At 54.0% G+C, this 25,057-nt stretch carries 24 protein-coding genes, 1 tRNA gene and 1 rRNA gene; 20 read left to right on the top strand and 6 right to left on the bottom strand.

Features of this window, described 5'->3' with window-relative positions; genetic code table 11:
- Positions 1 to 69: 69 nt before the first annotated feature.
- On the bottom strand, positions 70 to 1,206 hold the full coding sequence (locus tag DB48_RS03985) for an FAD-dependent monooxygenase (protein WP_235375338.1): 1,137 nt from the start codon (positions 1,204 to 1,206) through the stop codon (positions 70 to 72).
- 274 nt (positions 1,207 to 1,480) lie between these two features.
- Here DB48_RS03985 and DB48_RS03980 point away from each other — a divergent pair, with 274 nt between their 5' ends.
- The 6 genes from DB48_RS03980 (at position 1,481) to lnt (ending at position 7,541) form a co-directional block, all read left to right on the top strand.
- Positions 1,481 to 1,783 (top strand): hypothetical protein, encoded by a 303-nt coding sequence (locus tag DB48_RS03980; RefSeq protein ID WP_052813650.1) that lies wholly within the window; start codon positions 1,481 to 1,483, stop codon positions 1,781 to 1,783.
- 98 nt (positions 1,784 to 1,881) lie between these two features.
- Positions 1,882 to 3,306, top strand: a complete 1,425-nt coding sequence (gene miaB / locus DB48_RS03975; protein WP_041509038.1) for a tRNA (N6-isopentenyl adenosine(37)-C2)-methylthiotransferase MiaB — start codon at positions 1,882 to 1,884, stop codon at positions 3,304 to 3,306.
- A gap of 230 nt (positions 3,307 to 3,536) precedes the next feature.
- Positions 3,537 to 4,580 carry a PhoH family protein gene (locus tag DB48_RS03970; protein ID WP_041509037.1) on the top strand — a complete coding sequence of 348 codons (1,044 nt, stop codon included), beginning with the start codon at positions 3,537 to 3,539 and terminating at the stop codon, positions 4,578 to 4,580.
- The gene (ybeY, locus tag DB48_RS03965; RefSeq protein ID WP_041509036.1) at positions 4,570 to 5,043 is read left to right on the top strand and encodes an rRNA maturation RNase YbeY; all 474 of its coding nucleotides are present in this window, start codon (positions 4,570 to 4,572) and stop codon (positions 5,041 to 5,043) included. Before DB48_RS03970 ends, ybeY begins: the two co-directional genes overlap by 11 nt.
- A 27-nt stretch (positions 5,044 to 5,070) precedes the next feature.
- Positions 5,071 to 5,946 carry a CNNM family magnesium/cobalt transport protein CorC gene (gene corC, locus DB48_RS03960; RefSeq protein WP_041509035.1) on the top strand — a complete coding sequence of 292 codons (876 nt, stop codon included), beginning with the start codon at positions 5,071 to 5,073 and terminating at the stop codon, positions 5,944 to 5,946.
- A gap of 26 nt (positions 5,947 to 5,972) precedes the next feature.
- Positions 5,973 to 7,541, top strand: a complete 1,569-nt coding sequence (gene lnt / locus DB48_RS03955; RefSeq protein WP_041509034.1) for an apolipoprotein N-acyltransferase — start codon at positions 5,973 to 5,975, stop codon at positions 7,539 to 7,541.
- A gap of 262 nt (positions 7,542 to 7,803) precedes the next feature.
- Here the strand turns inward: lnt and DB48_RS03950 are convergent, their stop codons facing one another.
- Complete coding sequence (locus tag DB48_RS03950; RefSeq protein ID WP_041509033.1) at positions 7,804 to 8,304, bottom strand: zinc ribbon-containing protein; 501 nt, start codon at positions 8,302 to 8,304, stop codon at positions 7,804 to 7,806.
- Positions 8,305 to 8,425: 121 nt separating this feature from the next.
- Between DB48_RS03950 and leuS the strand changes: the two genes are divergently transcribed.
- From leuS to lipA, 14 genes are all read left to right on the top strand, one after another.
- Entirely contained in the window at positions 8,426 to 11,017 is a 2,592-nt protein-coding gene (gene leuS / locus DB48_RS03945) for a leucine--tRNA ligase (protein WP_041509032.1), read from the top strand.
- 68 nt (positions 11,018 to 11,085) lie between these two features.
- The gene (locus DB48_RS03940) at positions 11,086 to 11,580 is read left to right on the top strand and encodes an LPS-assembly lipoprotein LptE (protein ID WP_041509031.1); all 495 of its coding nucleotides are present in this window, start codon (positions 11,086 to 11,088) and stop codon (positions 11,578 to 11,580) included.
- Positions 11,580 to 12,611 (top strand): DNA polymerase III subunit delta, encoded by a 1,032-nt coding sequence (gene holA, locus DB48_RS03935; RefSeq protein WP_041509030.1) that lies wholly within the window; start codon positions 11,580 to 11,582, stop codon positions 12,609 to 12,611. The genes DB48_RS03940 and holA overlap by 1 nt, the downstream gene beginning before the upstream one ends.
- A 10-nt stretch (positions 12,612 to 12,621) precedes the next feature.
- The gene (nadD, locus tag DB48_RS03930) at positions 12,622 to 13,263 is read left to right on the top strand and encodes a nicotinate-nucleotide adenylyltransferase (RefSeq protein WP_041509029.1); all 642 of its coding nucleotides are present in this window, start codon (positions 12,622 to 12,624) and stop codon (positions 13,261 to 13,263) included.
- Between the two features lie 145 nt (positions 13,264 to 13,408).
- A complete protein-coding gene (gene rsfS / locus DB48_RS03925) occupies positions 13,409 to 13,738 on the top strand; it encodes a ribosome silencing factor (RefSeq protein ID WP_041509155.1) in 330 nt (109 codons plus the stop codon).
- Positions 13,738 to 14,208 (top strand): 23S rRNA (pseudouridine(1915)-N(3))-methyltransferase RlmH, encoded by a 471-nt coding sequence (gene rlmH, locus DB48_RS03920; RefSeq protein WP_041509028.1) that lies wholly within the window; start codon positions 13,738 to 13,740, stop codon positions 14,206 to 14,208. Before rsfS ends, rlmH begins: the two co-directional genes overlap by 1 nt.
- Before the next feature lie 77 nt (positions 14,209 to 14,285).
- Positions 14,286 to 16,169 carry a penicillin-binding protein 2 gene (gene mrdA / locus DB48_RS03915; protein ID WP_041509027.1) on the top strand — a complete coding sequence of 628 codons (1,884 nt, stop codon included), beginning with the start codon at positions 14,286 to 14,288 and terminating at the stop codon, positions 16,167 to 16,169.
- The gene (gene rodA / locus DB48_RS03910; RefSeq protein WP_041509026.1) at positions 16,156 to 17,262 is read left to right on the top strand and encodes a rod shape-determining protein RodA; all 1,107 of its coding nucleotides are present in this window, start codon (positions 16,156 to 16,158) and stop codon (positions 17,260 to 17,262) included. The genes mrdA and rodA overlap by 14 nt, the downstream gene beginning before the upstream one ends.
- A 62-nt stretch (positions 17,263 to 17,324) precedes the next feature.
- Positions 17,325 to 18,281 (top strand): lytic murein transglycosylase B, encoded by a 957-nt coding sequence (mltB, locus tag DB48_RS03905; protein ID WP_235375337.1) that lies wholly within the window; start codon positions 17,325 to 17,327, stop codon positions 18,279 to 18,281.
- The gene (locus DB48_RS03900) at positions 18,262 to 19,059 is read left to right on the top strand and encodes a septal ring lytic transglycosylase RlpA family protein (protein ID WP_200890537.1); all 798 of its coding nucleotides are present in this window, start codon (positions 18,262 to 18,264) and stop codon (positions 19,057 to 19,059) included. The genes mltB and DB48_RS03900 overlap by 20 nt, the downstream gene beginning before the upstream one ends.
- 135 nt (positions 19,060 to 19,194) lie before the next feature.
- The gene (locus DB48_RS03895; RefSeq protein ID WP_041509023.1) at positions 19,195 to 20,367 is read left to right on the top strand and encodes a serine hydrolase; all 1,173 of its coding nucleotides are present in this window, start codon (positions 19,195 to 19,197) and stop codon (positions 20,365 to 20,367) included.
- A 134-nt stretch (positions 20,368 to 20,501) separates the two neighbouring features.
- Positions 20,502 to 20,768, top strand: coding sequence for a DUF493 family protein YbeD (ybeD, locus tag DB48_RS03890; RefSeq protein ID WP_041509022.1), 267 nt, complete (start codon positions 20,502 to 20,504; stop codon positions 20,766 to 20,768).
- A gap of 95 nt (positions 20,769 to 20,863) precedes the next feature.
- Complete coding sequence (lipB, locus tag DB48_RS03885; protein WP_041509021.1) at positions 20,864 to 21,514, top strand: lipoyl(octanoyl) transferase LipB; 651 nt, start codon at positions 20,864 to 20,866, stop codon at positions 21,512 to 21,514.
- A 1-nt stretch (position 21,515) separates the two neighbouring features.
- Complete coding sequence (gene lipA, locus DB48_RS03880) at positions 21,516 to 22,481, top strand: lipoyl synthase (protein ID WP_041509020.1); 966 nt, start codon at positions 21,516 to 21,518, stop codon at positions 22,479 to 22,481.
- 346 nt (positions 22,482 to 22,827) lie between these two features.
- On the opposite strand, the gene rimI is transcribed toward lipA, so the two are convergent.
- The 4 genes from rimI to rrf form a co-directional block, all read right to left on the bottom strand.
- A complete protein-coding gene (gene rimI, locus DB48_RS03875) occupies positions 22,828 to 23,277 on the bottom strand; it encodes a ribosomal protein S18-alanine N-acetyltransferase (protein WP_041509019.1) in 450 nt (149 codons plus the stop codon).
- Positions 23,255 to 23,605 (bottom strand): hypothetical protein, encoded by a 351-nt coding sequence (locus DB48_RS03870; protein ID WP_152619088.1) that lies wholly within the window; start codon positions 23,603 to 23,605, stop codon positions 23,255 to 23,257. The genes rimI and DB48_RS03870 overlap by 23 nt, the downstream gene beginning before the upstream one ends.
- Before the next feature lie 161 nt (positions 23,606 to 23,766).
- A tRNA-Trp gene (locus DB48_RS03865) sits at positions 23,767 to 23,843 on the bottom strand.
- 1,124 nt (positions 23,844 to 24,967) lie between these two features.
- Positions 24,968 to 25,057: ribosomal RNA gene (gene rrf, locus DB48_RS19635) — 5S ribosomal RNA — on the bottom strand; the annotation flags it as partial.

The following is a 25,057-nucleotide window of genomic DNA, read 5'->3' as shown; positions in this document are numbered from 1 at the left end:
CGCGGCATTTTAGCACTCAATCGAGTCGGCAACAAATTTATCCGGGGCGGGAGGTTTACGCCATGATGCTTAGAGCCCCATGGCGTATTTGAGTACCTTCTGCTTGATGGGCCCATCGATATTAGCCAGCTTGAGGGCGCCGTTTCGTAGTAGCTTCAGCGGCAGGAGATCGTTACTAAAGCCGGCGTAGAAGAGATCCATGGTGGTCATCATCAACTGATTGTCGGCATAACGCTTGCTCTGGTATTGCTTGAGCACATCATTGTCCCACCAGCATTTATGGTTAGCGATGGCATCGGCAAAGGTGTCTATCAGGGCGCTGACATCCTTAAAGCCCAGGTTAACGCCCTGGCCGGCCAGCGGGTTGATGGTATGAGCGGCATCGCCCAGGATCACCAGGTGATCGTCAAAATAGCGCTGCGCGTGGCGGCGGGTCAGCTTAAAACTTCCCTTAGAGAGCACCTTAAACTCACGGGCCAGGCGCTTGGGGAAATGCGCATCTATCTGTTCATACAGGGCCTGAGGACTCAGGCTTTGTAGCTGGGCGATACGGCTGGCATCGTCATACCACACCAGGGAGGCGTGCTTACCCGGTAGGGGCAACAGGGACCGCGGCCCCTTAGGGGTAAACTGCTGCCAGGTGACATCCTGCTCTTCCTGCTCGGTGGCAATATTGATCAGCATGGCCGACTGGGCGTAGTCCCAGCCCGTCACCCCGATGCCTGCCCACTGGCGCACCTGAGAATTAGCGCCATCGGCGCCGACCAACAGACGTGTCTCTATCTCGCTGCCATCGTCCAGGGTTAGGCGAATGCCATCGTCGATACGGGTAAACTGACTCACCTTGGCCGGACAGAGCAAGCTAAGGTTGTCATGGTGCTCAAATTGCTGCCATAGCGCTAGCTGCACCAGGCGGTTCTCGACGATATGCCCAAGGTGAGTGGCACCTATCTGGTCGCTGTGAAACTGGGTGATACAGCCATCGATTTCCCAGGTTTCCAGCCCCTTGTAGGCCACCTGGCGCATCTCACCGAGGGCCGACAAGGCACCCAGGCGCTCGAGCAACTGCTCCGAGGCCACGCTGATGGCCGACACCCTAAGATCCAATGCCTGCTCACCGTCGTAGGCTTTAGGCGTATAGGCCTCAACCACCGCCACCGACAGGCCAAGCTGCGCTAACCCGAGGACGGTCGCCGCCCCCACCATACCGCCGCCTAACACGACAACATCTTTTACTAAGGTCTTGCGCTGGTTCTGACTCACCTTGAGTTCGACTCCCTACTTCTTATTACCAAATATGTCACATCGGCGGATTGCGTATATAAATGTTACCAGGCTGGCAACTGCTCACACTCAGTTACAAAGGCACGGCGCGTAACTCAAATGCGGCCTTTACACTCTCAATTCACAGCTAACTCTCAATTCACAGCTAACTTGCAAAACAGCTAAACCAACAATGCTGAGTGTCATGGAGTGTCCTATGAAAAAGTTACTGATAGCCAGCCTATTCACCGCCGCCAGTCTAATGTCGGCCTCGGCCCCTGCGACGAGTGCTCCTCTGATGGAGAAGATGACTGTAACTTATCGCAACCCGCTAGATTATGCCCTATATCAATATACGATTGAATTAATGAGCCATTATAGGGCGGAGATCCGAACTAGCATACAGCGCCAGGCCAAAAACAATAGTCAGGCGATGGCCGATGCCTTCTTTACCCAGACTGCTCAACGGCAGGTCGCCCTGGTGGATTTCCCGGCCAAAGCAACCGCCCGCACCGAGTAAATTCGCGCTTATGACGTGCAAAAGCTAGCCAGCGGAGCACTCAGAGGGTAAAATGTCGCGCTATTTTTCCCAGTAGTTGCAACAACGGCGCAAAACTGATGAGTAAGAAACTCCACATTAAAACCTGGGGCTGTCAGATGAATGAGTATGACTCATCAAAGATGGCCGACCTACTCGACGAATATCAAGGCTATACCTTGACCGAAGAGGCAGAAGAAGCAGATGTACTGCTACTCAACACCTGCTCGATTCGCGAAAAAGCACAGGAAAAAGTATTCCACCAGCTGGGTCGCTGGAAGACGCTAAAAGACAAGAACCCTAACCTAATCATAGGTGTAGGTGGCTGCGTGGCGTCTCAAGAAGGTAAGGCGATCAAAGACAGAGCCCAGTGTGTCGACCTGATCTTCGGCCCACAGACACTGCATCGTCTGCCAGAGATGATCGACCAGATCCAGCAGGGCGGCAAGGCCGTCATCGACGTCAGCTTCCCTGAAATCGAAAAGTTCGATCGCCTGCCAGAGCCGCGCGCGGAAGGCCCAAGCGCCTTCGTCTCCATCATGGAAGGCTGCAGCAAGTATTGCTCTTTCTGCGTGGTGCCATACACCCGTGGTGAAGAAGTCAGCCGTCCGCTGGACGATGTGATCCTGGAAATCGCTCAGCTCGCCGAGCAAGGCGTGCGTGAGGTTAACCTGCTAGGCCAGAACGTGAACGCCTATCGCGGTGCGACCCACGATGACGATATCTGTACCTTCGCCGAGCTGCTGCGTTATGTGGCCGCCATAGACGGTATCGATCGTATTCGTTTCACCACCAGCCACCCGATCGAGTTTACTCAGGACATCATAGATGTGTATGAAGACACTCCAGAGTTGGTGAGCTTCCTGCATTTGCCGGTACAGTCTGGTTCGGATCTGATCCTCACCCAGATGAAGCGTGGTCACATGGCCATCGAATATAAGTCGATCATCCGCCGCCTGCGTAAGGCAAGACCCGATATCCAGATCAGCTCTGACTTCATCGTTGGCTTCCCTGGCGAGTCTAAGCAGGATTTCGCCGACACCATGAAGCTGATTGAAGATGTGCAGTTCGACCACAGCTTCAGCTTTATCTACAGCGCGCGCCCAGGCACGCCCGCCTCGGATCTGCCTGACGATGTGTCTCTCGATGAGAAGAAGGAACGCCTGGCGATTCTGCAAGACAGGATCACCCAGCAGGCAATGCGCTACAGCCGTCAGATGCTAGGCACAGTGCAGCGTATTCTGGTTGAGGGGCCTTCGGTCAAGAACCCGATGGAGCTGCGCGGTCGCACCGAAAACAACCGTGTCGTGAACTTCGAAGCCGCTCCTAAGCATATAGGTAGCTTCGTCGACGTCGAGATCGTCGACGTGTTCACCAACTCGCTGCGCGGTAAGTTTATCCGCGGCGAAGATGAGATGGACCTGCGCCGCGACCTGCGCCCGTCTGACATCCTGGCCAAGCATAAGAAAGATGACGATCTTGGGGTGACTCAGTTTATCCCTTAGGTCTCACTTAAGGCCTCACTTAAGGCCTAATTGAAGAGCGACCCTAGGGGTCGCTTTTTTATTGGACGTCGAATCGGTAAACCCTATTAGCGGCGGCGGATTTTCAATCAAATAGTGCAATCAAATAGCATTAGCAATTAAACTTAATGCCTCGTAAACTGTCACTATAGTCTGTTGGGAATTATCCCCTACAGGACACGCTTTAACGACAAACGCAACTGGAGCTATTTTTGTCAAACAAACTCACAACGCTCAATCTGTATCTCGAGCCGTCTGATACCCGTCGACTAGCATCACTCTGCGGGCCCTTTGATGACAATATCAAACAACTCGAGCGTCGCATCGGCGTCGAGATCAACTATCGCAACAACCATTTCCAAATTGTCGGTCAGGCCCGTAACTGCCTGACGGTCAATAATCTGCTCAAAGAACTCTATGTCGAGACCCAACCGGTACGTGGCAGCACGCCAGACCTGGAGCCCGATAAGGTGCACATGGCGATTCAAGAGGCGATCGCCCTGGAAGCCGAGGCCCCTCGCGACGACAAAGAGCTCTATATCAAAACCAAGCGTGGCGTGGTCAAGCCCCGCAATCCCAACCAGAGCGATTATGTGGCCAATATCGTGCGTCACGACATCAGCTTTGGTATCGGCCCTGCCGGTACGGGGAAAACTTATCTGGCGGTTGCCGCGGCGGTCGACGCCCTGGAACGCCAGGAAGTCAGACGCATCCTGTTGACCCGTCCAGCGGTCGAGGCCGGTGAGAAGCTCGGCTTCCTCCCGGGCGATCTCAGCCAGAAGGTCGACCCCTATTTGCGTCCCCTGTATGACGCCCTGTTTGAGATGATGGGTTTCGAGAAGGTCGAGCGCCTGATTGAGCGCAGCGTCATCGAAGTCGCGCCGCTGGCATATATGCGTGGTCGCACCCTAAATGATGCCTTTATCATCTTGGATGAGAGCCAAAATACCACGGTGGAGCAGATGAAGATGTTCCTCACTCGTATCGGCTTCAACTCCCGCGCGGTGATCACCGGCGATATCACCCAGATCGACCTACCCAAGCATCAGAAGTCTGGCCTGCGCCATGCTATCGAGGTACTGAGCGAAGTCGACGAGGTGAGCTTTAACTTCTTCCAGGCCAAGGATGTGGTGCGCCACCCCGTGGTTGCCCGTATCGTCGAGGCCTATGAGGCACACGATCAGAAGGTGGCCAGCGAGAAGGCCAAGCGCGAGAGCCAGTTTAAGGCAGAGGAGCCTAAGCATCATGACGCCTGATAACCCAATCGCACTGCACCTGGATCTGCAACTCGCGACCCAGGCCGACCAGGTGCCGAGCCAGGCACAGTTTGAGTCTTGGGTGCGTCTGGCCCTGGGCAACGTCATGCCCGAGGCGGAGATGACCATACGCCTGGTCGATGAAGCGGAAAGCCAGCAGTTAAATCATACCTATAGAGGCAAAGACAAGCCGACAAATGTGCTATCATTCCCGTTCGAGTCGCCCCCGGAGGTAGAACTGCCGCTGCTGGGCGACTTAGTGATCTGTGTGCCTGTGGTCGAACAGGAGGCTGAAATCCAAGGAAAAAGCCTCGAAGCCCACTGGGCCCACATGGTTGTACATGGTTGTCTGCATCTGCTAGGGTATGATCATATTATCGATAGCGAAGCAGAAGAGATGGAGTCTTTAGAGACTCAACTTATTGAAAGTTTGGGATTTCCCAATCCTTACAAGGAGCAATAGCCGACCAATTCTGGTCAGGAAATTACTATGAGTGACGATAACCCACCGAGTAGCAACGCCCATAAGAAGGGCTGGTTTGAAAAAGTAAGTCAGTTATTCCAGGGCGAACCACAGAGTCGCGACGAGTTAGTGGAGGTGATCCACGACGCTGAACAGAGAGAAGTGATCAGCGAAGACACGCGCGAAATGATTAAAGGTGTTTTAGAAGTCTCCGATCTGCGCGTGCGTGACATCATGATCCCACGGGCACAAATTGTGGCGCTAAAAATCGACAACACGGTAGAGGAGCTACTGTCGACCGTCATCGGCTCGGCCCATTCCCGCTTCCCCGTGGTCAACGAAGATAAAGATCATATCGAAGGCATACTGCTGGCCAAAGATCTGCTGCAGTACGGCTTTAAGAACAATGAAGAACCCTTTTCTCTCGATCAGGTGATCCGCCCGGCCGTGGTGGTACCAGAGAGCAAACGTGTCGACGTGCTACTGAAGGAATTCCGTTCTCAGCGCTACCACATGGCGATCGTCGTCGATGAATATGGCGGGGTATCTGGCCTGGTGACCATCGAGGACATCCTCGAAGAGATCGTCGGCGAGATCGAAGACGAGTTCGATCACGACTCCGCCGAAGAGACAGAGATCCGCAAGGTGGGTAAACAGATCTACATGGTCAAGGCACTGACCCCCATCGACGACTTTAACGAGACCTTCGGCACCCAATTTAGTGACGAAGAGTTCGATACCGTCGGCGGCCTGGTCTCCCACGCCTTCGGCCATCTGCCCGAGCGCAACGAGAAGATCACCATAGATGAGATTGAATTTAAGGTGATTAGCGCCGATACCCGCAGGCTGGTTCAGCTTAGGGTTAAACTTCCCGATCCCCAGACCGAAGAAGAAAGCGCCTAAACCTTTGGTCCCCTGATGAGGCTATAATGCTGCTACGACTTAGGGCAATTGCCCATCATGCTGTAATACGGCTGGTACTCGCCTATCTGGCGGGTGCCAGTACCGCACTGGCTTTCGCCCCCTATGGCCTCTGGCCCATCTACCCGCTTGCCATGGCATTCGCCCTGGGTCACAGCCGCGCGCTGCCCCCGAGACAGACCTTTCTCTACTGGCTAAGCTTCGGCTTCGGCTGTTTCTCGGTAGGGATCAGCTGGGTGCACGTCAGCATGGACACCTTCGGTGGCCTGCCGCTTATCGCCTCACTGGGACTCATGGCCATCCTGGCTCTCTACCTGGCGCTCTACCCGGCACTGGCGGCCTACCTCAGTATCAGACTGGTGCCAAAGTCGCTAATGCTGCGCTATCTCGCCGTCTTCCCTGCCGCCTGGGTGCTCACCGAGTGGGCCAGAGGCTGGGTATTGACAGGATTTCCCTGGCTCTGGGCCGGCTACAGCCAGACCAATGGGCCTCTGGCACCTTTAGCCAGCAACATTGGCGCCCTGGGGCTCAGCCTTGTCCTGACTATAATCGCCGGCGCCTTGGCCTTTGCCGTCACACATAGCGGCAAGGGAGGGAGGGAAATAGGGTTAAGAGCCGTGCCAATACTACTTATCACTAGCCTTGCGGGCCTGGGGGCATTCGCCAGCGCACAGCTGTCGCCCATTTCGCCAACAGGTAAGTCCGTCAGGGTGGCACTGGTGCAGGGCAATATCGCCCAGAGCATGAAGTGGCAGCCCGAGGCGCTCTGGCCCACCATGCTCAAGTACATGGATCTCTCCAGACCATCGCTGGCCGATACCGACCTGTTTATCTGGCCGGAGGCGGCGATCCCCGCGCCCGAGTATATGGTGGAAGAGTTTCTCGATAACGCCAACAAGGTCGCCAGCCTGAATAACAGCGCCATCATCACAGGCATCATCAGCAAGCAACAGAATCGCTTCTATAACTCGCTGATTGTCCTGGGTAACCACCAGCAGTTACAGCAAGAGAGCCCTGATTATCGCGGCGATGGCAGCAACGAGTTTCGTAAGCATCATCTGCTGCCCATAGGTGAGTTTGTGCCCCTGGAAGATCTCCTCAGGCCGCTGGCGCCCTTCTTTAACCTGCCCATGTCCTCCTTCGCCAGGGGCGATTTTAAGCAGCCCAATTTAGATGTCGTCGGTCATCAGGTGGCACCGGCCATCTGTTATGAAATTGCCTTCCCCGAACAGTTAAGGGCCAACGTCAATGGGGGCACAGAGCTGCTGCTCACCGTCTCCAACGACGCCTGGTTCGGCCGCTCAAACGGGCCATTACAACACATGGAAATAGCCCAGATGCGCGCCATCGAGTTGGGTCGCCCGCTACTGAGGGCCACCAACAATGGGGTCACAGCCGTGGTTAACCCAAGCGGCAAGATAACCCATAGCCTGCCGCAATTTGAGACTGGCGTGCTCAAGGCCGAGGTTCCTCTGGTTACTGGCAGTACGGGGTTTGCCCGCTGGGGCCAGACGCCGCTCTTGCTGCTGTGCACCATAGTCTTGATAGGCGCAGTGACCCGCCGCCTGCGCCTCTAATACCAATCGTAATAAATAATTGATCATTCTAGCTTGTTAAAACGCTCGATAACTGTATTAGTATTTTTAATTGTAGAATAACTACTTATCTAAAAATCCTGCTTTGTTCTCAAGCGTTTTTCCTGCGCTATTTCTGATCACATATTTACTGTGATTGGTATAACCTTTTTCTCTAGGCGTTTAGAGCACATACAAAAATCCCCGCATGATGCGGGGATTTTTTCGTTAACCCACCTGGTATCGGCGGAAAATGCTCAACGGCTTAAGGTGCAAGAGCCTCGCGGGTAAACTGATCGCCGTCGCACTCTGGGCAATCTGGGATCACGCCGGGGAATTCGATACGCATCTCGTGACCACAGCCGGTACAGACCATGACTCCCTGACCCACTATCTCACCACTCTGATAATAGCCGTGATGCTTGAAGTCCTGGGTCACCTCATGCCACTCAATCTGGCTTCTGTCGGTTATCTCACTCAGCCAGTGCCACAGGGTATTCTCGGCGGCGATGACTGTGGGACTATGGCTGAGATCCGTGGCGTTCTTTTCGGCCAGGTAGCTGCCGATATCACGCTTTAAAAAATCTTCCACTAGGGCAAGCTCCTCCTCCTTGGCCTGCTCCTTAAGCAACAAGAACTCCTTACTCGCCGTGACAGTCTTATATAATTCCTTTGCAGTCATTGAGTTATCTTCAGAGAAATCCGATTTCACCTGCTCGAATAGGGCCTGGTAAAGCGATAGCAACTCGGTACTTCTTTCACTCATGTTCAATACTCCTTCATGCGAACCTTTTTAATGACTCACTTCTAGTTTATTCTATGCAGATCTAACTCGCGCGCAAGATGCGCAAGATCAAATAAATAGGCGGCATGGCCGGGAATCATCAATGCAAGAGCAATATCTACCTTCAGAGATTGAAGCTAAGGTGCAGCAGCACTGGCAAGACACTAAAACATTTGAAGTAACCGAGGACGAAAGCAAAGAGAAGTTTTACTGCCTCTCTATGTTTCCATACCCTTCAGGCCGACTGCATATGGGCCATGTCCGCAACTACACCATAGGCGATGTCGTTGCGCGTTACCAGCGTCTGCAAGGAAAAAACGTATTACAACCCATAGGTTGGGACTCTTTTGGTCTGCCTGCTGAAAATGCCGCCATCAACAACAAGACGGCGCCGGCCCCTTGGACCTATGAAAATATCGACTACATGAAGAACCAGCTGAAGATGCTGGGTTTCGGCTACGACTGGAGCCGTGAGATCGCCACCTGTACCCCGGAATACTACCGTTGGGAACAGTGGTTCTTCACCAAGCTATATGACAAAGGGTTAGTCTACAAGAAGACAGCCTCGGTCAACTGGTGTCCAAACGATGAGACCGTACTGGCCAACGAGCAGGTACAAGACGGTTGCTGCTGGCGCTGTGACACCCCTGTGGTGCAGAAAGAGATCCCCCAGTGGTTTATCAAGATCACCGAGTACGCCGAAGAGCTGCTAAACGACATCGACCAGCTGGACGAATGGCCGGAGCAGGTGAAGACCATGCAGCGCAACTGGATAGGTCGCAGCGAAGGTATCGAGATGACCTTCCAGGTCGAGGGTGGCGAGCAGAGCTTCGACATCTACACCACTCGTCCCGACACTGTGATGGGCGTGACCTATGTGGCGATCGCCGCGGGTCATCCTCTGGCGTTGCAGGCCGCCGAGAACAACCCAGTGCTGGCCGAGTTTATCGAGGAGTGCAAGAACGCCGATACCTCGGAAGCCGCCATGGCCGTCATGGAGAAGAAGGGTGTCGACACGGGCCTCAAGGCTATTCACCCACTGACAGGCAAGCTAGTGCCAGTGTGGGCCGCTAACTTCGTGCTGATGAACTATGGTACGGGCGCCGTGATGTCAGTACCAGGCCACGACCAGCGCGACTACGAATTTGCCACCAAGTATGGTCTACCTATCGAAGGCGTGATCAAACCTGTAGACGGCGAGCTGGATATCAGCGAAGAAGCCTACACAGAGAAGGGCATACTGTTTAACTCTGGCGACTCATTCCCAGAGCTGGATGGTTTGGACTTCCAGGCGGCGTTCGATGCCATCGACGCAAGACTCTCTGCCGAAGGCAAGGGTAAGCGTCAGGTCAACTATCGTCTGCGCGACTGGGGTGTTTCCCGTCAGCGCTACTGGGGCGCACCTATCCCTATGGTGACCCTGGCCGACGGCACTGTGATGCCAACCCCAGAAGATCAACTGCCGGTGATCCTGCCGGAAGATGTGGTCATGGATGGTATCCAGAGCCCAATCAAGGCCGACAAAGAGTGGGCCAAGACCCAGGTTAACGGTCAGGAAGCCTTCAGGGAAACTGATACCTTCGACACCTTCATGGAGTCTTCTTGGTACTACGCTCGCTACTGTAGCCCTAAGGCCGACCAGATGCTGGACCCAGCCAAGGCCAACTACTGGCTACCGGTCGACCAATATATCGGCGGCATCGAGCACGCCTGTATGCACCTGCTCTACTTCCGCTTCTTCCACAAGCTGCTGCGCGACATCGGCCTGGTCAACAGCGACGAGCCGGCCAAGCGCCTGCTGACTCAGGGCATGGTACTGGCCGATGCCTTCTACTACACAGATGAGAAGGGTGCCCGCGTCTGGGTATCGCCAAACGATGCCAAGGTCACCGAGACAGACGACAAGGGCCGTATCGTTAAGGCCGTCGACAGCCAAGGTCATGAACTGGTTTACACTGGCATGAGCAAGATGTCTAAGTCGAAAAACAATGGTATCGATCCACAAGAGATGGTAGACAAGTACGGCGCCGATACCGTACGTCTGTTCATGATGTTTGCCTCGCCACCAGAGCTCACCCTAGAGTGGCAAGAGTCGAGCGTAGAAGGGGCTCACCGCTTCATCAAGCGTCTGTGGAAACTGGCTCACGACCATGTGTCACAAGGCCCAACGGTTGCACTGGATGTCGCCTCACTCAATGGTGCCCAGAAGGAACTGCGCCGCGAGCTGCACAAGACCATCGCCAAGGTAGGTGACGATATCGAGCGTCGTCAGATGTTCAACACCGCCATCGCCTCTGTAATGGAGCTGATGAACCGTCTGCAAAAGGCACCGATGGACAGCGAGCAAGACAGAGCCCTGATGCAGGAAGCGCTGTGCGCCGTGGTACGTCTACTCTACCCTATCATCCCGCACACCAGCTTCGAGCTGTGGCAGGCACTGGGTCACGAAGAGACTATCGAAAACGTGCTTTGGCCTGAAGTCGATGAGTCCGCACTGGTAGAAGACAGCAAGCTGATCATCGTTCAGGTAAACGGTAAGCTGCGCGCCAAGATAACTGTGGCCGCCGATGCCGACAAAGAGACGGTGGAAGCCGCCGGTATGGCAGAAGAAGGTGTTATCAAGCACACCGAAGGCAAGACGGTACGTAAGGTCATTTATGTACCAGGTAAGCTACTCAATATCGTAGCTAACTAATTGCCCGCTCTACTCGGCCACCTCTGGTGGCCGAGTCTTATCAAACATGGAAATAGATGGCTTAGCCTATGCTTATTAAACGCTTATGTTTTGCAATCTTAACCCTCTCGGTGCTGCTTAGCGCCGGTTGTGGTTTTAAACTTCAGCGCAGCTACTCGATCCCTGATTCTCTTAAGACGCTCACCCTGAGCAGTCAGGACGAATACAGCGAGCTGACCCGCCTGGTGCGCGAGCGCCTGCGCCTCAACAGCATCACTGTAGTGGAAGATGACGCCAGCGTGCCAAGGGTGCGGATCCTCAACGATTCTCTCGACAGAAGTACCCTCTCCCTTTACCCCACCGGCAATGTGGCCGAATATGAGCTCAACTATCATGTCCGCTTCGCGGTGCAATATCCCGAGCGTGAAGCCAAGGCCTTCGATGTCGACATACATCGTGACTACCTGGACGATCCCCGTACCGCACTGGCAAAGAGCCGCGAGATGGAACTCTTGGTGAAAGAGATGCGTATCCAGGCCGCCGACCAGATCATCCAGATCTTGGCCTCTATCGAGACCAACTGATGCGCGTCTACCCGGACCAGCTCACCAAGCAGCGCTCGCCGCTAAAGCCCTGTTACCTCATCTTTGGCGACGATCCCTGGCTATGCGAAACCAGCAAGCAAGCGATATTGGAGCAGGCAAGACGAGAAGGCTTCGAGGAGCGCATTCAACTCACTCAAGAGACGGGCTTTAACTGGCGCGAACTGCAGGATGAATGGAACACCATGAGCCTGTTCGCCAGTCGCCGCATCATAGAGCTTCACCTGCCCCAGGCCAAACCTGGCAGCGAAGGCAGCAGCCAGCTACAGAGCCTGATGCAGCAGGATAATCCAGATATCCTGCTGATCATCACTGGGCCTAAGCTTGCCAGCGAACAGACCAAGTCGAAATGGTTTAAGCAGCTCGATGAAAGGGGGATTTACATCCCCTGTGCCACGCCCGAAGGGCCGCAGTTTCAGCGCTGGTTGCAGACCCGCATTCGCGAGGCGAAATTAAACCTCACCCAAGATGCCCAGCAACTCTTGCTAAGCCTATACGAAGGCAACCTGCTGGCGGCCGATCAGGCGATACAGCTATTACAGCTCCTCAGTCCCGGCAGCCAGATCACCAGCGAGCAACTGCAAAGCTACTTCGAAGATCAGTCCCGTTTCAGCGTGTTCCAGCTGGCCGATTGCCTGCTGGCCAATCAGCAGGAAAAGGCGCAGCACATCCTGGCGCAGCTACAGGCCGAAGGCACGGCGCTTCCTATCTTGCTGTGGGGGCAATTTAAGGAGCTGACGACCCTGTTGCAACTCAAGCAGGCCCAGGAAGCAGGCACGCCATTGCAGAGCCTGTGGAGTCAGTTCAGGATCTGGGACAAGCGCAAGGGGCTCTATCAGGGGGCACTGTCTCGCCTGAGCCTAAATCAGATTGAGACGGCCCTCGCCAGCGCCTCCAAGATCGAGCTTAAACTCAAACAGCAAGGGGCCGAAGATTGGACTGCCATGAGCCACCTCTGCCTGCTGTACGATCCCAAGGCCCACGCTCACCTTAGCCATATCGAACTGGGCTAGGCAGGTTTAGATGAAAATTGGCATACTGGGCGGCACCTTCGATCCCATTCATTATGGTCATATCAAGCCACTGCTCGAGGTGCAAGCCGCCCTTGGTCTCGATGAAGTCTGGCTGATGCCCAACCATATTCCGCCCCATAAGGCGGGCACCAACACCTCAACCGTACATCGCCTGGCCATGGCCCAACGGGTCTGTCGGCAATACCCGCAGCTCAAGCTGTGCGATATCGAGGCCAAGCGCGACCAGCCCTCCTATTCGGTAGAGACCCTCAAGCAACTACGTCAGACCCATGGCCAGGATCAGCTGGTGTTTATCATGGGGATGGACTCCTTCGTCGGTCTGCCGACCTGGTATCGCTGGCAAGAGCTGTTTGACCTGTGTCATATCGCCGTCTGTCAACGCCCTGGCTGGACGCTTTGTGGCGACAGCGAGATGGCGGCGCTACTGAGTGCGCGCCGCGCAGGCAAGGCTGAGCTGGATAAGGCCGTCGACACGGGCCGTACCGCTGGCCTCATCTTCCCGATCACCATCACGCCGCAGCCCTACTCCTCTACCGAAATTCGTCGGCAGCTCGCCCAAAACCAGCTGGCGCCAGACGCGATGCCGCAGGCAATCGCCGACTATATCGCCGACCATCACCTCTACCGCTAACAGCGAGATAACAAGGCTTCAACCTTTAGCCAAACTCGCGCCATTTCGGGCGCAGACAGGCACGCAGCTCACCGCTATTAGCAATTACTTTAGGGGCATAACCTGTTATACTGCCTCGCTGTTAAAAATGAATGAGGAATTTAGCGTGCAAAGCGCCGAGCTTAAACAGTTTGTCATCGACAAAGTCGAAGATTTAAAAGCAAAAGATGTTGTCGTACTCGAAGTCACCGACAAGTCAAATGTCACCGACTATATGGTCGTCTGTTCGGGTACTTCTAAGACCCACGTCAAGGCTATCGCCGAGAACGTGGTACTCGAAGCCAAACGTGCCAACCTACATATCCATGGCGTCGAAGGCCGTGACAGCAGCGAATGGGTGCTGGTTGACCTGGGCGACGTGATTGTTCACGTAATGCAAGACAAGACTCGCGACTTCTATCAGCTTGAAAAGCTGTGGTCTGAAAAGCCAGCTTAATGAAGTTACAACTCGTTGCCGTGGGCACTCGTATGCCCGCCTGGGTCACCACAGGTTTCGAAGAATATCAGCGCCGTTTCCCCCGGGACATGGCCTTCGAATTAATCGAGATCCCTGCCGGAAAGCGCGGTAAGAATGCCGACATCGCCCGCATCTTGCACAAAGAAGGCGAACAGATGCTGGCGGCTATCCCTAAGGGAAACCATATCGTCAGCCTGGATCTGCCCGGCAAGAACTGGACCACGCCCGAGCTTGCCACCCAGCTCAACCGCTGGCAACTCGACGGCCGCGATGTTAGCCTGCTTATCGGCGGCCCCGAGGGACTGGCCCCCGCCTGTAAACAGGCGGCGAATCAGAGCTGGTGCCTATCGGCCTTGACCCTGCCCCACCCCTTGGTACGCGTCTTGGTCGCCGAGAGCCTTTACCGTGCCTGGAGCATCAACAACAACCACCCGTATCACAGAGAGTAGTGCGCCCCACGGCACTCGAGTCAATCGAGGGATAGACGATGATAGTGACAACCAACATACTACCGGAGAGAGTATAATTGGCGCCACGTAAACGGATGGCCATGCATGATCATGCCGCCGAAGCCTCGCTGTTCAAACGCCGCGCCATCTTTACTTTCGCTTGCGTGGTGGTCTTGCTGAGCATACTGCTGGGCAACCTCTATCATCTGCAAGTCTTGTCTTACAAAGACTACGAGACCCGCTCCAACGATAACCGCATTCGCGTAGTACCAGTGGCGCCTAGCCGCGGCCTGATCTACGACCGACACGGTCAGCTGCTGGCGGAAAACCAGCCCTTCTACTCGCTGGAGTTGATCCCGGAGAAGGTGAAAGACATCCCCGCGACCCTGGACGAACTTGCCAAGGTTGTCGCCCTAAGCAAGGACGACAGAGAAAATCTTCTCGCCTCTCTAAAATACCATCGCCGCTTCAAGCCGATAACGGTCAAAAACCGCCTGTCGGAAGAGGAAGTGGCCATCTTTAGCGTCAACCAACACAGGTTTCCCGGCTTCTCCATCGACGCGGGCCTGAAACGTCACTACCCCTACAATGGGCTGCTGACCCATGTGCTGGGCTATGTGGGCCGTATCAACAACCGCGATCAGGCGGCGCTGCAGCGTAACGATCAGTGGCAAAACTACGCCGCCACCAAGGACATAGGTAAGCAGGGGATCGAAAAGTTTTATGAATCCTTGTTACATGGCATGCCGGGGCACCTTGAGGAAGAGGTCAACAACCGCGGCCGCACCATTCGCACCCTTAAATCTGTCGCGCCAGAGCCGGGTCAGGATATCTACCTGACACTGGATCTTCAGCTGCAGAAGAAGGCGATGAAACTCCTCGCCGGACGCCGCGGCTCCATCGTCGCCATCGATCCTCGCGATGGTGGCATTCTCGCCATGGTCTCCAGCCCCAGCTACGACCCCAACCAGTTCGTTCACGGCATCAGCTCTAAGGCCTACAGCGAGCTGCTCAACGCCCGCTCTCGCCCCTTGATTAACCGCGCGACCCAAGGCCAGTACGCCCCGGCATCGACGGTTAAACCCCATATGGCGCTACTGGGTCTGGAAGAGAAAACTGTTACGCCAAAGACCCGAGTATGGGATCCTGGCTTTTGGCAGATCCCCGGCGTCGAGCGTAAATACCGCGACTGGAAACGTTGGGGCCACGGCTGGGTCGATGTCAACGGCGCCCTGGTGCACTCCTGCGACACCTATTTCTATGACATGGCCTACAAGACAGGCATAGATAAGATCAGCAACTTCATGCAGCAGTTCGGCTTTGGCGAGCGTACCGGCGTCGATATCTTCGAGGAATCGGCCGGTAACATGCCATCCAAGGACTGGAAGCGCCTCAAATACAATCAGCCCTGGTATGTGGGCGATACCATCTCGGTCGGTATCGGCCAGGGTTACTGGACCACCACACCGCTGCAGCTGGCCAACGCCACCGCCATCATGGCCAACAAGGGCGAGCGTTTCGTGCCTCATTTGCTGAAGTCGATCAAGAATGACACCGTCAAGGTAGACACGCCGGTGGACAAGATGGCGCCAGTAGTGCTGAAGAATCCCCACAACTGGCAGATTATCAACGAGGCGATGCGAGATACCGCCCACAAGTCGCGCTTTGTCGACGCCGGCTATACCGCGGCGATGAAGACGGGTACGGCGCAGGTCTTCAGTGTGGCCGAGGATGAAAAGTATGACGCCGAGAATATCGATGAACACCTGAGGGATAACGCCTTAATCGTCGCCTACGCCCCCTATGAGGCGCCGCGCATCGTGCTGGCCGTGGTACTGGAAAACGCCGGCTGGGGTGGCGCCAACGCCGGCCCTGTGGCCCGCGCCCTGCTCGATGAGTATATGCTACGCGACAACCTGCCCTTAGAAACCGCCGGGAGCCCTCACAATGAACGCCCATAGCCATAGACCCAACATCTGGCAGCGTATGCATATCGATCTGCCACTGCTTCTTGGGCTGCTGGCACTCATGTGCTATGGCCTGTTCGTCATCTATTCTGCCGGCGGCGAAGATATGGCGCTGATGGAGCGTCAGCTGATCCGTATGGGGCTGTCGCTGGGGATCATGCTGTTTGTCGCCCAGATCAATCCCGAGGTGCTCAGACGCTGGGCCTTCCCCATCTATATCGCCGGGGTGATTTTACTGCTCGGGGTGCATTTCTTTGGTGAGATCAACAAGGGCGCCCAACGCTGGCTCAACCTGGGCTTCATGGAGTTTCAGCCTTCTGAGCTGATTAAGCTGGCCTTCCCTATCACCATGGCCTGGTATATCAGTAAGTTTCCCCTGCCGCCGAAGAAGCGTTACCTGGCGGGCGCCGGGGTGATTCTGCTGGTCCCCACACTGCTCATCGCCAAACAGCCGGATCTGGGCACCTCCATCTTGGTGGCCGCCTCGGGGATCTTCGTGCTGTTTCTCTCCGGCATGAGCTGGGCCATCGTCGGCAGTTTCATCGGCGGTGTGCTGGCCATGCTGCCCGTACTCTGGTTCTTCCTGATGCATGACTACCAACGCACCCGGGTATTGACCCTGCTGGACCCTGAAAAGGATCCCCTGGGCGCCGGCTACCATATTATTCAATCCAAGATAGCCATTGGCTCCGGCGGCATCTGGGGCAAGGGCTGGCTCGATGGTACCCAGTCTCAGCTGGAATTCCTGCCCGAGCGCCACACGGACTTCATCTTCGCCGTTATCGGCGAGGAATTTGGCCTGATCGGCAGCCTTATCTTGCTCTGTCTCTATCTGTATGTGATCGGCCGCGGCCTAGTGATCGCCTCGCGGGCGCAAACCAGCTTTGCCCGTTTACTCGCTGGCAGTATTACTTTAACCTTCTTTGTATATGTCTTTGTGAATATTGGCATGGTATCGGGACTACTCCCCGTAGTCGGCGTACCTCTGCCTCTCATCAGTTACGGCGGCACCTCAATGCTGACCCTGATGACGGGCTTCGGTATCCTGATGAGCATACATACCCATAGACGATTCATTGACCGTTAAAGGAAGACAATTTGAAACCAGTTTCGCAGCTAATTTTCGCCCTGCTGCTGGGCGGTACCAGCATGCTAGCCCAAGCCGATGATGCAGTGATCCCCCAAGAGGGTGACATCAGTGAGTTGAAAACAGACTTCACCGAGCGTCAGCTAAGCGCCGGCTTCACCCAAACAGAGATAGACAGCTTTCTGGCCAGTGCCCATTACAACCAGAAGGTGATCGACGCCATCACCACGCCTTGGGAGGCCAAGCCCTGGTATCAGTATCACCCTATCTTCCTGACCGATAAGCGTCTGGAAAAGGGGCTGGCTTTCTGGAACAAGCACGATGAGACCATCGCCAAGGCGGCAAAAACCTACCAGGTCGACCCAGAGATCATCGTGGCCATTATCGGTATCGAGACCTTCTACGGTGGCTATATGGGCACCTATCCGGTGATCGATGCCCTCTATACCTTAGGCTTTCACTACACGCCGCGGGCCGACTTCTTTCGCAAAGAGCTGGCACAGTTACAGACCCTGGCCAAAGAGGAAGGACTGGATCTAGATTCACTCAAGGGCTCCTACGCCGGCGCCATGGGTTATGGTCAATTCATCCCCTCTAGCTATCGTCATTTCGCGGTAGATTTTAGCGGCGATGGCCGCCGGGATCTGGTGGGTAATCCTGTCGATGCCATCGGCAGCGTCGCTAACTATTTCCATCAGCATGGCTGGCAGAAAGGCGCCCTGGTCACACTACCTTTAACCACTCATCATCTGCCCGCGCATCTCAAGACCTGGTCCGGTGAGAAGCTCTCCTACAAGGTCGCCGACATCCTCTCGCCAACGATATCCCTGGCGCGCAATGTCGACCTGGATGTGCAGCAACCCGCGCTATTGGTCGAGCTTGAACAGCCAGACAGTAAAGATTACTGGCTGGGACTCAACAACTTTTACGTGATCACCCGCTATAACCGTAGTCCGCTGTACGCCATGGCGGTTTATCAATTTAGCCAACAACTTAAAGATGCTTATGCGAAACAGTAACGCCCTGTCACTGCTCACTTTCATCCTGCTATTGGCTATAGCGGGCTGCTCGTCGCAGAGCGGTCGCTATAAGATTGCCGACGATCTGGCGCCCACAGACGCGCCCGATGTCTCCAAGGTAGAAGACGCTCATCCCAAGTTTGAACCCTACAGCCGCGGCGGTAACAGCAAGGAATATACCGTGCTGGGCAAGAACTATCGGGTGCTCGACACAGGCAAGGGCTATCAGAAGACTGGCATCGCCTCCTGGTACGGCGCCAAGTTTCACGGTCACCTCACCTCCAATGGGGAAACCTATGACATGTATTCCATGTCGGCGGCCCACAAGACGCTGCCACTGCCCAGCTATGTGAAGGTCACTAACCTAGCCAACGACAAGACGGTCGTGGTGAGAGTCAATGATCGCGGCCCCTTTCACGATAACCGCATCATAGATCTCTCCTACGCCGCGGCGCACCGCTTGGATATGCTCAAGACGGGCACGGCCAAGGTGAAACTCGAGGTGATCTACATAGAGAACCCAGAGTCGGCGGCCCTGGCAGCGCTACAGGAAACCAAGCTTCATTATGTGCAGGTGGTCGCCTCCTCCGATAAGGGACGCATCGATCATCTGGCACAAACTCTGGCCAATCAGTACCAGGTGAAGACCCGTATCCAGCAGAGCGGCAACCTCTATCGTCTGCAGCTCGGTCCCATAGGTCGCCAGCAGATCGCCGCCCAACTCAATCAGACTCTGCAGCAAAACGGCTACCCGCAGAGCTATCTGGTGACCGAATAACTTAAGCGCCAGAAATCGGTGTGCTTTTCCTTAAGATTAAGGAACCTTCACTGATTTCGATGGTCGACTAATGTTATACTCGCCCGACATAGCGCCCAAATTTTTGCATTCAACCAAAAGACGTGCCTTGATAATATGAAATTACTGAATCACAGCTTTAAAACACTTCTCCTTGCTTCCTCTCTCTCCTTCACGGCAGCCAACGCGGCACCCGTTGTTACGCCTGATGCACCTAAGGTTGCAGCCAAAGCCTTTATCCTGATGGATTACAACTCGGGTCAGATCATCGCCGAAGAGAACGCCTATGAGAGCCTGAACCCAGCCAGTCTTACCAAGATGATGACCAGCTATGTGATAGGCCATGAGATCAAGGTGGGCAACATCTCGCCACAAGACAAGGTAACCATCAGTAAGAATGCCTGGTCGAAGAATTTCCCCGACTCTTCGAAAATGTTTATCGAGGTGGGTAAGCAGGTATCGGTCGAAGATCTTAACCGCGGCATCATCATTCAGTCGGGTAACGATGCCTGTGTCGCCATGGCCGAGCACATTGCCGGCACCGAAGATGGCTTCGTGGATCTGATGAACTCCTGGGCTAAACAGCTGGGCATGCGCGACAGTTATTTCGAAAACTCTCACGGCCTGGATTCAGAAAACCACAAGACCACAGCCTACGACATGGCACTGCTGGGTGCCGCGCTGATCCGCGATGTGCCGGAGGAGTACCGCGTCTACTCAGAAAAATCTTTCACCTATAACGGCATCAAGCAGTACAACCGCAACGGCCTCTTGTGGGACAAGAGCCTAAACGTCGACGGCATCAAGACAGGCCACACCTCGGGCGCCGGTTACAACCTGGTGACTTCTGCGACGAAAGATGGCATGCGCCTGGTATCCGTTGTCATGGGCACCGCCAGCGAATCGGCCCGTAAGGCTGAAAGCAAAAAGCTACTTAACTATGGATTCCGCTTCTTCGAATCCATCACGCCCTACAAGGCAGGCGATAGCTTCGTTACCCAGAAGATCTGGTACGGTGACAGAGAGTCTGTCGATCTGGGCGTAATGACAGATACCCCTATCACCATCAGCCGTGGCCAGGCCAAGAACCTTGAAGCCAACTACGAGCTGAACAAAGAGCTGACCGCCCCTATCGCCAAAGGCGAAACCGTGGGACGCATCTACTTCCAGCTAAACGGCAAAGACATTGCCCAGTTCCCATTGGTCACCCTGCAAGAAGTGAACGAAGGCAGCTGGTTCAGCAAGCTAATGGACTACTTTAAGCAGATGTTTGCCAGCTGGTTTAGCTAATTCGACCGGCCTTTATGCATCGCATAGTAAAAAGTCACCTAAGGGTGACTTTTTTGTTTTTAGCCTCTCAGGCTTGAATTAGGTATAATAACCCCCATTTTAAAGCCATTAAGTTAGGCAAGAGATAGACAGCTATGTTAGACACCAAGTTTCATGAACTCCTAGACTTCCCCGCGGCCTTCCCTTTTAAAGTCGTGGGTGATGCCAGAGACACACTCGCCGATGACGTCGTTTCCGTCGTACAGCGTCATGTGCCAGGCGACTATATGCCAACCTCTAAAGCCTCGAGCAAAGGCAGCTACCACTCAATCACCATCAAGGTGACGGTAAACAGTAAAGAACAAATTGAGTTGCTTTACATAGAGTTAGCGGCCATCGAAGGGGTTAAGCGCGTCCTCTAAAGCGCGCCCGCAAACTAGGAAATGTGATCTACCTTACATTTCCTGATTTCGCGCGTATAATAGGCGCACTTAAATGCAGAGGGGAGAGGTTGCCCTTGAAAGATACGGTTTTACATGTTCGTCATCTTGGACGCCAGGATTACGAGTCGGTATGGCACGCCATGCAGGAATATACCGATAATCGCGATGAAAATAGCCAAGATGAGCTATGGATCGTCGAGCACCCTCCAGTTTTCACTCAGGGCCAGGCAGGCAAGAGTGAACATATTCTCAACCCCGGCGATATCCCCGTCATTCAGGTCGACCGCGGTGGCCAAGTCACCTATCACGGCCCAGGCCAGCTAGTCGCCTATCCGCTGCTGGACATCAAACGCCTCAAAATCGGCGTTCGCCAACTGGTCACCGATATCGAGCAGAGTATCGTCAAGATGCTCGCCCTCTACGATATCGAGGCCTATCCCAAGGCCGATGCCCCGGGAGTCTATGTCGACGAACGAAAGATAGCCTCGCTGGGTCTGAGGATCCGCAAGGGCTGCTCCTTCCACGGCCTGGCCCTAAACGTCGATATGGATATGTCCCCCTTTCAACGCATCAACCCCTGCGGTTATGCCGGATTAGAGATGGCGCAATGTAAGCCACTCAAGGGACCGCAAAGCGTCGAAGAAGCCGGCGAGAAACTGATACAAACCTTTAGCCAAGAATTGGGCTATCAACATCTAGAACATCATCAAGGGTTAACAGACTGATATGAGTAGGCCTGAAAGATTACAACCCGGAGTCAAGTTACGCGATGCCGACAAGGTCTCCCGTATTCCGGTCAAGGTCGTGCCTTCCGAGCGCGAAACCATGCTACGCAAACCCGATTGGTTGAGAGTCAAGCTCCCGGCGTCGAACCAGCGTATCGTCGACATCAAGCAGGCGCTGCGTAAAAACGGTCTGCACTCTGTATGTGAAGAGGCTTCGTGCCCTAACCTTGCCGAGTGTTTTAACCATGGTACCGCCACCTTCATGATCTTGGGTGCCATCTGTACCCGTCGCTGTCCCTTCTGCGATGTGGCCCATGGCCGTCCCCTTAAGCCTGACGCCGAAGAGCCGGTAAAACTGGCCCAGACGATCAAAGACATGAAGCTGAAATATGTGGTGATCACCTCTGTGGATCGTGACGATCTACGTGATGGTGGCGCGCAACACTTTGCCGACTGTATCCGTGAGATCCGTAAGTTCAATCCTGAGATCAAGATTGAGATCTTAGTGCCCGATTTCAGAGGCCGTATCGACGCCGCCCTGGAGATCCTAGCCACCGAGCCACCCGATGTCTTCAACCATAACCTGGAGACGGCACCTAAGCACTATCGTAAGGCGCGTCCAGGGGCAAACTACCAGTGGTCACTGGATCTATTGAAGAAATTCAAAGAGCAACACCCAAACATTCCGACTAAGTCGGGTTTGATGATGGGCCTAGGTGAGACCAACGAAGAGATCGCCGAAGTACTGCGCGATCTGCGCGCGCACAACGTAGAGATGCTGACACTTGGCCAATATCTACAGCCGTCTAAATTCCACCTACCGGTAGAGCGTTACGTACCGCCCGCAGAGTTTGACGAGCTTAAAGACTATGCCGAAGAGATAGGCTTTACCCATGCAGCCTGTGGCCCTATGGTGCGTTCAAGCTACCATGCGGATCTGCAAGCTCAAGGTAAAGAGGTTAAATAGGCTAGGGGCTGTTGATCTTTGCCGTTTGTTTTTGCAGCAGTTTGAAGGTGATTTATGCAAGGCAGAGCCTGTGTCGTGTAGTCTTCTACACAAACTGGCGATAACGCCGTAGAAATGGCCTACAAACGCTGCCCAACGGGTTCATCTAAACGCGCGCTGCACTTTGTTGTTCGCCATTCACATAGAGTAACTATGCTTCATGGCTCTCGCCTCGCGCAAAACGCGTTTAGATTGAACAAAAATTAAACTTGTAAGTTCAACAGGCCCTAGGACATTAAGCGTTAACTTTAAACGCTCAGAAACAAAAATAGCGCCCCTTGTGCGCTATTTTTATATTCTCCATCCGCTAAAACAAACGCTCCATCAGGATAGCGTCCTCTTTCCCCTGCTCTAGCTGATAGTAATTGGCCCGCATCCCCGTCTGTTCAAAGCCCATTTGGCGATATAAGGCGATAGCCCTTTCATTAGAGGCCCTCACCTCTAACATCATACGTTCGGCGCCCTGAGTCGCTGCCAGCTCGATTAACGCTTCGGTAAGACGCTTACCCAGCCCCTGGCCTTGCATAGCGGGCCTGACACAAATATCCATCAGGGTGGCATCTTCGAAGAGTTGATGCAAAATACCAAAACCTAACAGCTCCTCATCATCAAAGAGCCCGATAACATGGTAAAAACGTCCGAAACAGGTCTCGAGATTACTCAATGACATGGGGAAACGATGACAGGCTGATTCAAGCTCATGCAAGCCAGGCGCATCCTCTTTAGTGAGCTTCTTAAGCGCCAATGTCATAAGCATCGCTCTCCCAAATATGCTGCCACAGCTCGCGCTTGGCCGTAGATTCCTGCTCAAGCACCGCGATAGGAGCAGAGCTAATGATACAATTCATCTTAGGCAGCCTGACGCGGCGCATATCCCAGAACACTTGTGTACTACTGCTTAACGAATCGCTGACGACGATCTGCTTGTCCTGCTGTGGAAACAGCGCCAACACCTGACGAATAAGCGGATGTTCGGCCGATACGCTCGCCCCCTTATCCACCAGAATATGATACAAGGGAAGCTCGGCTCCCTTCTCTACCCAGCGGGTAATGCCCATAGCATCTAAATATGCACTCGGTTCCAAATCGCCTCCAGACAAATGCTAACCCATTAAGGATAACCTCTGCCCACGCGAGTGTCACGACGACCAGAGACCACACCATGCTCACAGATATGAAGGTGAGAGAAATACTGAAATTCAGAAAAGCAAAAAGCCGTTCATTTCTGAACGGCTTCTCTAGTATGTGGCAGGGGTGGCAGGACTCGAACCCGCAACCATCGGTTTTGGAGACCGCTGTTCTACCAATTGGAACTACACCCCTGTTGACGTGGGGCATTATGCTAAAACCCCTCCCAAAGGTAAAGGACTTTTTAAGGCTAACTCGCTCAATTGCGGCTTTTTCATGCAAGATAGCGAATATTCAGTCATATCCCCGCATTTCTAACAAAAGTAAGGCCATCAACGCCGACGTTCAGCCAACAGCAACCTGCTCTAAACAACCACGATTATCGCAAGGTTAGCCCCAGGGCTACACAAGGAAACGAGATTAATAATTGCCTTCAGAGGCTAATAACAACCTAATGATTGCAGCCCTGCTAGCGTAAGTCGCTCAATACAGCAAAGCGCCATCTCAACATTTGCATCTCGAAATCCCTTCTCTTATCTAAGACTCTCTTACCTAAGACTCACTTACAAAGCCCATAATCCCTTGCTAAGCCACGTCTGACTGCTTGAAGAAACCTCTCCTGCACTCCAATAGGGCCATAATAGCTCGATAAGACCACTGATGAGCATAGCCCATCTAACAGGCGAAACTTTAAAGCTAGGCGCTTCAATGATAAGCGCTACCCTTAGACCGTAAAGGTATCGGTATAGAAAGAAGAAGTGAATGTCGAAGGAAAAGGAAGAGCTGGGATTATCGAGTAATAACAATCGCTGACCATCTGAATGATAGCCCCAGTACGAAGCAGCTAAACTACGAGTTCAGGATCTGCTCAGTGGGAGCACCAAGGATGGCGGAAGTGTCGATATTGAAGGAGCATTTATCGACCGACGTCGGGAGTAGGCATTCATGCCTACATAAGTGAATAAGCCAGCTGACTTAAATTAAGGCACTTTTGAGAGAAAGCGTCGATAATTTCATAAAGCCTAAACGCAAAAAAGCCACCTTATTCAGGTGGCTTCTTCACTTAATTAGGCGACTGTCATGGCCAGCTACGCTAAAGCTTCGCGCTGACCTACATGGATGTAGGGAATGCTGAAAGTGTCGGGAATATCTTTTAGCCATAAGCACATCGCTATCGCGATATTCGCCCTACTCCACATAGAAATGCACCTCACTGCGTTCGGGCTCTTTATATTCCCCATGTTCGAGTCGATTTTTCAAAAGCCGTTAAACGAAAAAATCCCCAGCACGTAGTGCTGGGGATTTCTCGTTAATTAGGCGCCTGGAAATGACCTACTCTCACATGGGGAGACCCCACACTACCATCGGCGCGATTGCGTTTCACTTCTGAGTTCGGGATGGGATCAGGT

The organism is Shewanella sp. cp20, assembly GCF_000832025.1.
Lineage (GTDB): Bacteria > Pseudomonadota > Gammaproteobacteria > Enterobacterales > Shewanellaceae > Shewanella.
The sequence above is the reverse complement of the archived record's forward strand: the minus strand, read 5'-3'. Positions and strand labels throughout refer to the sequence as shown.

Bases quoted from the DNA above. Each gene is read 5' to 3' on its own strand.
- DB48_RS03985 (WP_235375338.1), bottom strand. From the start codon at position 1,206: ATGGTGGGGGCGGCGACCGTCCTCGGGTTAGCGCAGCTTGGCCTGTCG.
- DB48_RS03980 (WP_052813650.1), top strand. From the start codon at position 1,481: ATGAAAAAGTTACTGATAGCCAGCCTATTCACCGCCGCCAGTCTAATG.
- miaB (WP_041509038.1), top strand. From the start codon at position 1,882: ATGAGTAAGAAACTCCACATTAAAACCTGGGGCTGTCAGATGAATGAG.
- ybeY (WP_041509036.1), top strand. From the start codon at position 4,570: ATGACGCCTGATAACCCAATCGCACTGCACCTGGATCTGCAACTCGCG.
- corC (WP_041509035.1), top strand. From the start codon at position 5,071: ATGAGTGACGATAACCCACCGAGTAGCAACGCCCATAAGAAGGGCTGG.
- lnt (WP_041509034.1), top strand. From the start codon at position 5,973: ATGCTGCTACGACTTAGGGCAATTGCCCATCATGCTGTAATACGGCTG.
- DB48_RS03950 (WP_041509033.1), bottom strand. From the start codon at position 8,304: ATGAGTGAAAGAAGTACCGAGTTGCTATCGCTTTACCAGGCCCTATTC.
- leuS (WP_041509032.1), top strand. From the start codon at position 8,426: ATGCAAGAGCAATATCTACCTTCAGAGATTGAAGCTAAGGTGCAGCAG.
- DB48_RS03940 (WP_041509031.1), top strand. From the start codon at position 11,086: ATGCTTATTAAACGCTTATGTTTTGCAATCTTAACCCTCTCGGTGCTG.
- holA (WP_041509030.1), top strand. From the start codon at position 11,580: ATGCGCGTCTACCCGGACCAGCTCACCAAGCAGCGCTCGCCGCTAAAG.
- nadD (WP_041509029.1), top strand. From the start codon at position 12,622: ATGAAAATTGGCATACTGGGCGGCACCTTCGATCCCATTCATTATGGT.
- rlmH (WP_041509028.1), top strand. From the start codon at position 13,738: ATGAAGTTACAACTCGTTGCCGTGGGCACTCGTATGCCCGCCTGGGTC.
- rodA (WP_041509026.1), top strand. From the start codon at position 16,156: ATGAACGCCCATAGCCATAGACCCAACATCTGGCAGCGTATGCATATC.
- mltB (WP_235375337.1), top strand. From the start codon at position 17,325: ATGCTAGCCCAAGCCGATGATGCAGTGATCCCCCAAGAGGGTGACATC.
- DB48_RS03900 (WP_200890537.1), top strand. From the start codon at position 18,262: ATGCTTATGCGAAACAGTAACGCCCTGTCACTGCTCACTTTCATCCTG.
- DB48_RS03895 (WP_041509023.1), top strand. From the start codon at position 19,195: ATGAAATTACTGAATCACAGCTTTAAAACACTTCTCCTTGCTTCCTCT.
- ybeD (WP_041509022.1), top strand. From the start codon at position 20,502: ATGTTAGACACCAAGTTTCATGAACTCCTAGACTTCCCCGCGGCCTTC.
- lipA (WP_041509020.1), top strand. From the start codon at position 21,516: ATGAGTAGGCCTGAAAGATTACAACCCGGAGTCAAGTTACGCGATGCC.
- rimI (WP_041509019.1), bottom strand. From the start codon at position 23,277: ATGCTTATGACATTGGCGCTTAAGAAGCTCACTAAAGAGGATGCGCCT.